The 6975-nt window shown below is 75.3% G+C and carries 7 protein-coding genes and 1 riboswitch; all 7 genes read right to left on the reverse strand.

Features of this window, described 5'->3' with window-relative positions; translation table 11 throughout:
- Positions 1 to 223: 223 nt before the first annotated feature.
- Positions 224 to 1789, reverse strand: a complete 1566-nt coding sequence (gene obgE, locus ABL57_RS14415; protein ID WP_047804169.1) for a GTPase ObgE — start codon at positions 1787 to 1789, stop codon at positions 224 to 226.
- A gap of 153 nt (positions 1790 to 1942) precedes the next feature.
- The gene (rpmA, locus tag ABL57_RS14420) at positions 1943 to 2200 is read right to left on the reverse strand and encodes a 50S ribosomal protein L27 (protein ID WP_017834601.1); all 258 of its coding nucleotides are present in this window, start codon (positions 2198 to 2200) and stop codon (positions 1943 to 1945) included.
- 61 nt (positions 2201 to 2261) lie between these two features.
- Positions 2262 to 2573: a 50S ribosomal protein L21 gene (rplU, locus tag ABL57_RS14425; RefSeq protein ID WP_047804170.1), complete on the reverse strand. Its 312-nt coding sequence runs from the start codon at positions 2571 to 2573 to the stop codon at positions 2262 to 2264.
- A gap of 220 nt (positions 2574 to 2793) precedes the next feature.
- Positions 2794 to 4314, reverse strand: a complete 1521-nt coding sequence (locus ABL57_RS14430; RefSeq protein ID WP_047804171.1) for a bifunctional hydroxymethylpyrimidine kinase/phosphomethylpyrimidine kinase — start codon at positions 4312 to 4314, stop codon at positions 2794 to 2796.
- Positions 4311 to 4991, reverse strand: a complete 681-nt coding sequence (gene thiE, locus ABL57_RS14435) for a thiamine phosphate synthase (protein WP_047804172.1) — start codon at positions 4989 to 4991, stop codon at positions 4311 to 4313. The genes ABL57_RS14430 and thiE overlap by 4 nt, the downstream gene beginning before the upstream one ends.
- Complete coding sequence (thiM, locus tag ABL57_RS14440; RefSeq protein ID WP_082157470.1) at positions 4988 to 5860, reverse strand: hydroxyethylthiazole kinase; 873 nt, start codon at positions 5858 to 5860, stop codon at positions 4988 to 4990. Before thiM ends, thiE begins: the two co-directional genes overlap by 4 nt.
- Positions 5852 to 5945, reverse strand: a riboswitch (TPP riboswitch). It overlaps the preceding gene by 9 nt.
- Positions 5946 to 6039: 94 nt before the next feature.
- Positions 6040 to 6774: a nuclear transport factor 2 family protein gene (locus tag ABL57_RS14445; RefSeq protein WP_047804173.1), complete on the reverse strand. Its 735-nt coding sequence runs from the start codon at positions 6772 to 6774 to the stop codon at positions 6040 to 6042.
- Positions 6775 to 6975 lie beyond the last annotated feature (201 nt).

A 6975-nucleotide genomic window follows, 5' to 3' on the forward strand; every position in this document is an offset into this window, starting at 1 on the left:
CTGTGCGTCTCCCTGTGCGGTGGGCGTCGTCGGTAGGGGGGTCGGTCGTGATGGTCGTGCGGCGGGTCGGTGTCGTCGGTGACCGGACGGTCGGCCCCGGGTCCGCCGTGTCCCGGGGTGCTCACGTCCCGGGCCGGTCGTCGATCGCCGGTGTCGGGCCGGTCCGGTCGTGTCCGGTCGGTCGGTCCGTGCCGGTCGGTCGGTCCGTGCCGGTGGTCGGCCGTCAGTCGTCGGCGCCGGGGTCCGGCTCGGTCCCGCCCCGGCGGGCGTCGACCGACTCGGTCCACACCCCGGCGGTGCGCTCGGCCTCGAGCTCGGCGCGGGCCGCGGCCTTGGCGTCCTTGCGCTCCTGGTACTGCTGGCGCTTCTGCTCGCGGGTCGGGCGGTCGATGTCGGCGAAGCGCAGGTCGGTGCCGCGCGGGCCGGCGAGCAGCTCCGCGCCCCCGACCATCGTGGGCTCCCAGTCGAAGACCACGCCGTTGTCCTCCGGGCCGATGAGCACGGCGTCCCCGGGCCGGGCGCCCTGCTTGAACAGCCCGGCCTCCACGCCGAGCTTCGCGAGGCGGTCGGCGAGGTAGCCCACCGCCTCCTCGTTGTTGAAGTCGGTCTGCAGGATCCAGCGGTCGGGCTTGTCCCCGCGCACGTGCCACAGCGGCTCGAGGTTGCGCTCCTCGCGGGTGATGGTGAACTCGGGCCCGCGCACGCCCTTGGGCCGCAGCACCACGCGCGGGGCCTCCGCCGGGGCCGGGCGCGCGGCCCGGGCCTGCTCCACGACCTCGCCCATCGCGAAGGTCAGCGGGCGCAGCCCCTCGTGGGAGGCGGTGGAGATCTCGAAGACGCGGTAGCCGCGGGACTCGAGCTCGGGGCGCACGAAGTCGGCCAGCTCGCGGGCCTCGGGCACGTCGATCTTGTTGAGCACCACCAGCCGGGGTCGTTCGTTGAGCGGCAGCGCGTCCCCGCCGTCGAGGTCGCCGTCCACGGCGTAGCCGGCGAGCTCCGCCTCGATGGTCTCCAGGTCGGAGATCGGGTCCCGGCCGGGCTCGAGGGTGGCGCAGTCCAGGACGTGCACGAGGGCGGCGCAGCGCTCCACGTGGCGCAGGAACTCCAGGCCCAGGCCCTTGCCCTCGGAGGCCCCCGGGATCAGCCCGGGCACGTCCGCGACGGTGTAGCGCACGTCCCCGGCCTGGACGACCCCCAGGTTGGGCACGAGCGTGGTGAACGGGTAGTCGGCGATCTTCGGCCGGGCCGCGCTGATCGCCGCGATCAGGCTGGACTTGCCGGCCGAGGGATAGCCGACCAGGGCGATGTCCGCGATCGACTTCAGCTCCAGGACCACGTCCCGGGAGGCGCCCGGGGTGCCCAGGAGGGCGAAGCCGGGGGCCTTGCGCTTGACCGAGGCCAGCGCGGCGTTGCCGAGCCCGCCCTGACCGCCGGGGGCGGCGACGAACTCGGCGCCCTCGCCCACGAGGTCGGCCAGGACGTTGCCGTCGCCGTCCTTGACCACGGTGCCGTCGGGCACCGAGAGCACCAGGTCCTCGCCCTGGTGGCCGTGCCGGAGGTCGCCCTTGCCGGGTCCGCCGTTGGGCGCGGAGCGATGGGGGGCGTGGTGGTAGTTGAGCAGGGTGGTGGTCTGGCCGTCCACGCGCAGGATCACGTTGCCGCCGTCGCCCCCGTTGCCTCCGTCCGGCCCGCCGAGCGGCTTGAACTTCTCGCGGCGGATGGACACGCAGCCGTGCCCCCCGGAACCGCCGGAGACGTGCAGGACGACGCGGTCGACGAAACTGGCCACGGAGAGCTCCTCTGGGTCATGAACGGGCGGGCCCGCGCACGGGCCACGTTAAAACTGTAGAGGGCGGGCGCTGGACGCACCCACCCTCCACAGATCAGACATGGGTGGTGCGGGACGGGTCCCGCACCGGGGCCGGCGGACCGGCCCGGTCGACTACTCGGCGGCAGCCTGGATGTTGACGACCTTGCGGCCCCGGCGGGTGCCGAACTCGACCTGGCCGGCGGCCAGGGCGAACAGGGTGTCGTCGCCACCGCGGCCGACGTTCAGGCCGGGGTGGAAGTGCGTGCCGCGCTGGCGGACGAGGATCTCGCCGGCGTTGACGGTCTGGCCGCCGAAGCGCTTCACGCCGAGGTACTGCGCGTTGGAATCCCGACCGTTGCGAGTGGAGCTCGCGCCCTTCTTGTGTGCCATGAGGTGTGCCTACCTTCGTGTTGGGACTGGCGTCCGGTATGTGGAGGGGGAATCGCGCCGATCAGGCGTCGATACCGGTCACCTTGACGGTGGTCAGCTCGGCCCGGAAGCCCTGGCGCTTCTTGTAGCCGGTCTTGTTCTTGAACTTCTGGATGGAGATCTTGGGACCGCGCAGGTCGCCGACGATCTCGGCCGTGACCTTCACGCCGGCCAGGGTCTGGGCATCCGAGGTGATCTTGTCCCCGTCCACCAGCAGAAGAGCAGGAAGCTCGATGGTGCTGCCTGCTCCGCCGGCGACGCGGTCAAGGGTAACGAGGTCTCCGACGGAAACCTTTTCCTGGCGGCCGCCAGCGCGGACAATCGCGTACACCACTTGGGAACTCACTTCTCTCGACGTCATGTGTAAACAGTGTGGGTCGAGCGCACCCCTGTCAGGACCAACGACGTTGAGACGAGCTGACGGTGACCGGCCCGTGGGACCAGGCCGTGGTCAGCGCAGGTTCGCCGCAATTCAGGAACTGCACCCGCATGTGCCGCCAGGTGGGGTGTCGAGTTGGAACACGCGCGCACCGGCATGGCACCGAAGATCAAGACTACTCGATCCCGTCAATGCCCGCCAACCGAACCGCCGGGACCGGCGCGGCGAAGAAGTCCCGCTCCAGGGCGCAGGCCTCCAGGAACACCTCCCGCATCCGCTCCCGCACGGCCGGGGACGCGCCCCGGGCGGCCTCGTCGAGCAGCTCCCGGGCCGTGCGGGTCGCCTCCTGGAAGCCCTCGTCGGCGTAGGTGGCGAGCCAGTCCGCGTAGGGGTGCTCGGCGGCCCCGGCGGCCGCCGCGAGCTCCCCCAGGTGCCGGCCGACGTCGGCGTAGACCCAGAAGCACGGCAGCACCGCGGCGAGGCCCACCGGGTAGGGCTCCGCGGCGGTGGCCGCGAGCAGGAAGGAGGTGTAGCGCCGCGTCACCTCCCCGGGACCGGCGCCGGCGGCCCCGGGCTCGGCGTGCCGCAGGCGGGCCCGGTGCAGCTCGCCCTCCGTCTCGGTGCAGGACACCGCGCCGGTCGCGAAGAACAGCCGCTGCCGCTCGTCCGGGGCCCGGGCGGCGAGCAGGGTCAGCGCCCGGCTGTAGCCGTCGAGGTACTGCAGGTCCTGGTCCAGGTAGGCGAGGAACCGCTCGGGCTCGAGCCGGCCGTCGCCCAGGCCGCGGACGAAGTCGAGCTCCTCGATCTCCCGGCGCAGCCCGGCGGAGGCCGCCCAGAGCTCGTCGCTGAACCGGGCCGGTGCCGCGCCCCAGCTCTCGAGCGCGTCCTGGACGTGGTGGAAGTGGTGCACCGGGCCGCTGCCGTGGCCGACGGCCAGGTCCCCGGAGCGCTCGAGCGCCCCGCGCAGCCACGCACGGGCGATGCCGAGGCTGTGCGCCCAGTCCCCGTGCCGGGCCTGCAGGGTGGCCAGCGCCGAGGAGAGCGAGCAGCCGGTGCCGTGGGAGTTCTCGGTGGGCACCCGGGCGCCGTCGAACGCGACGAGGGGCTCCGGCGCGTCCGGGCCCACGAGGGCGTCGGGGGTCCGGTCCCCGGTGAGGTGCCCGCCCTTGACGAGCACCAGGGTGCCGTGGGCCCGGGCCACCCGGTGGCCCTGCGCCAGAGCCTCCGCCCAGGAGGACGCGACCTCCTCCTGGGCGAGCACCGCGAGCTCGGGCAGGTTGGGGGTGACGAGGTCGGCGTGGCCGAGCATCGCGCGCAGCGCGTCCTCGGCCTCCCGCTCGAGCAGGCGCCCGCCGGAGGTCGCGACCATGACGGGGTCCAGGACCACCACCGGCGGCCGGCGGTCCTCGAGCCAGCGGGTCACCGTCTCGATCACCGGCACGGAGCCGAGCATGCCGATCTTCACCGCGTCGATCTCGACGTCCTCGGCGACGGCGTCCAGCTGGGCGGCGAGGAACTCCGTGGGAGGGACGTGGACGGAGCGCACCCCGAGGGTGTTCTGCACCACGACGGCCGTCACGGCACTCATGCCGTAGCCGCCCATCGCCGCGATCGACTTCAGGTCCGCGTGCTGTCCCGCCCCGCCGGTGGGGTCGGTGCCGGCCACGGCCAGGACGCGGGGCACCCGAGGGCTCATCGGGCCACCTCCTCGGGGACGCGGCCGAAGGCGCGCACGTAGCGGGCGGCCGCGGCCGCGGGATCGGGGTCGGCGCAGATGCCGGAGACCACGGCCAGTCCGGCCGCCCCGGCGGCACGCAGGGCCGCGGCGTCCTCGACCCGCACCCCGCCGATCGCCAGGCACGGCAGGGCGGTGCGTGCCGCGGCGCGGGCGAACCCCTCGACGCCCAGCGGCTCCGGGTGGTCTGGCTTGGTGCGGGTGGCGCGCACGGCGCCGACGCCCAGGTAGTCGACGGTGCCCGGGGGCAGGGCGGCGGCCGCGTCGAGCTCCGGCGCCGTGGCGGCGCTCAGGCCCAGCACCGCGTCGGGTCCGCAGATCCGCCGGGCCAGCTCCACGGGCAGGTCGGACTGGCCGACGTGCACCCCGGCCACGGGCGCCCCGGCCGCCCGGGCGGCCAGGTAGGCGTCGGCGCGGTCGTCGACGAGCACGGGGACGTCCCGGCCCACGCGCTCCGCGACGGCCACGAGCAGGGCGACCAGGTCCCGGGCCGGGGCGTGCTTCTCCCGGACCTGGACCATGGTGGCTCCCCCGGCCACGGCGGCCGCCACGACGTCGGGCACGCTGCGCGGGGCGCTGAGCGCCGTGTCGGTGACGAGGTGCAGGGCCAGGGCGGCGGGGTCGAGGCGGGCGCTCACCGGGCACCCTCCTCGCGCACGAGCTCCGCCCGGGCGGCGAGCTGCTCCGGGGTGATGGCGTGCAGCCGGTCCAGCAGGGCCACGGCGAAGGATCCGGGGCCGGCGCAGCCGGCGGCGGCGTCCTCGGCCGCCAGGGTGTAGACCGTCGTGGCGGCGGTCGCCGCCGCGGCGGGGTCGGCGCGCACGGCGGTGAAGGCGGCCATCAGGGCGCCCAGGGCGCATCCGCCGCCGGTGATCCGGGTGAGCAGCGGCGTGCCGTGCGGCACGCGCACCACGCTCCCGTCCGGGGCGCGCACGAGGTCGACCGGCCCGGAGACGGCCACCGCGGAGCCGGCCTGCGCGGCGATCGCGGCGGCGGCGTCCCGGGCGGCGTCGACGCCGTGGGTGGCGTCCGTGCCCCGCCCTCCGGCGCCGCCGGCGAGGCCCATGATCTCCGAGGCGTTGCCGCGCACGATCGCCGGCCGGTGCCGCAGCAGGTCGCGGGCCAGCGCGGTGCGCACGGGCAGGGCGCCCACGGCCACGGGGTCCAGCACCCAGGCGAGTCCGGCCCGCTGCCGGGCGCCGACCGCCTCGTAGGCGGCCCCGCACTGCTCGGCGGTGGGCGTGCCGGTGTTGACGAGCAGTCCGTCGGCGAGCTCCGCGAAGATCCCGCCCTCGCCCTGGATGTCGGTCATGGCTGGGGAGGCGCCCACGGCCAGCAGGACGTTGGCGGTGACGTTGGCGACCACGGTGTTGGTGATGCACTGCACCAGCGGCGCCGCGGTGCGCAGCTCCTCGAGGGCCGTGGCGGCGTCCTCGGCGAGCGCGGGGTCCGGCGGCGCCCCTTCGGCTCCTGCGGTGCGGGCGGGCAGGGGTACGGCATCGCGCATCAGCGACATCCCTTCGCTAGTACTGGCTAGATCAGGTTCGACGGGTGTGATCTCAGCCGCTCGCGCGGCACCCCGTGTCAGGTGTTCCGCCAGTCTAGCCGCCCGTCGGTGCCGGGCGCGGCGGGGCCCGGCCCCGCGGCCGGGGACCCGCCCGGACCGCCGCGGAGGCGGCCGCCCGGTCAGAAGAACCCGTTGTCGTGCGGCATCCGCTCCGGGACGGGCTGGACGACCTCCCAGTGCTCGAGGATCCGCCCGTCGGCGACCCGCCACAGGTCGTAGCAGCCGGCCGGACGCGGGTCGCCGGGCTCCCCGCCCTCGCCGTCGGGCTCGAGCACCCCCTCGGTGACGGTGAGGACGAAGCCGCCCTCGCCGAGCACCCGGTGGAGGGCGCGCCGGGCGAGCCGGGACTCCGGTCCGGCGCCGTGCTCGACGAAGCGCGGGTCGCGGGCCAGCTCCTCGAGGGCCTCCCGGTCCGCGCCGAGGAGACGTTCGTGCACCCACTCGGTGATCAGCGCCTTGTTCGCCGCGGTGTGCTCGTGGTCCGTGACCTGCCGGGGGCCGTCGACCCGGTGCGCGCCGGCGGCTCCGCGGGGCAGCGGCTCGAGGGCGTCCCAGTGCTCGGCGAGCCGGTCGCCGGCCACGCGGAAGACGTCCACCGCCACCAGGGGTTCCGGACCGAGACCGTGGTAGACGCAGTGGACGGCGACCATGTCCCCGTCCTCGAGCACGCGCAGGGTGTCGATCCGGAAGTCGTCCGGCAGCTGCTCGAGGACGGCGCGGAGCCCCTCCCGGCCGTCGGGCCCGAGCCCGGAGTGCTGCCGGAAGTCCGGGGCCCAGTACCGGTCGAGGGCCGCAGGGTCACGGTGTCCGAAGAGGTCGGCGCCCGCGGTGAGTACGATCTGCTTGCTGCTCATGGTCATCCCCTCGGCGCTGCGGGCCGGGGGGCCACCCGGTCGGGCCGCCCGCGTGTGGTGCGACCACGCTACTCCCGGCCCCGCGCGGCCGGACAGGGAATACGGCCGTGTGACGGCCGCGGAGTCCGGCGGCGGACCGGCGGGAGTCCGGCAGGCGGCGGGCCGGTCCGATCGGGGGCACGGGTCCTGTGACGGCGGAGG

It is taken from the genome of Kocuria sp. SM24M-10, assembly GCF_001027955.1.
GTDB lineage: Bacteria > Actinomycetota > Actinomycetes > Actinomycetales > Micrococcaceae > Kocuria > Kocuria oceani.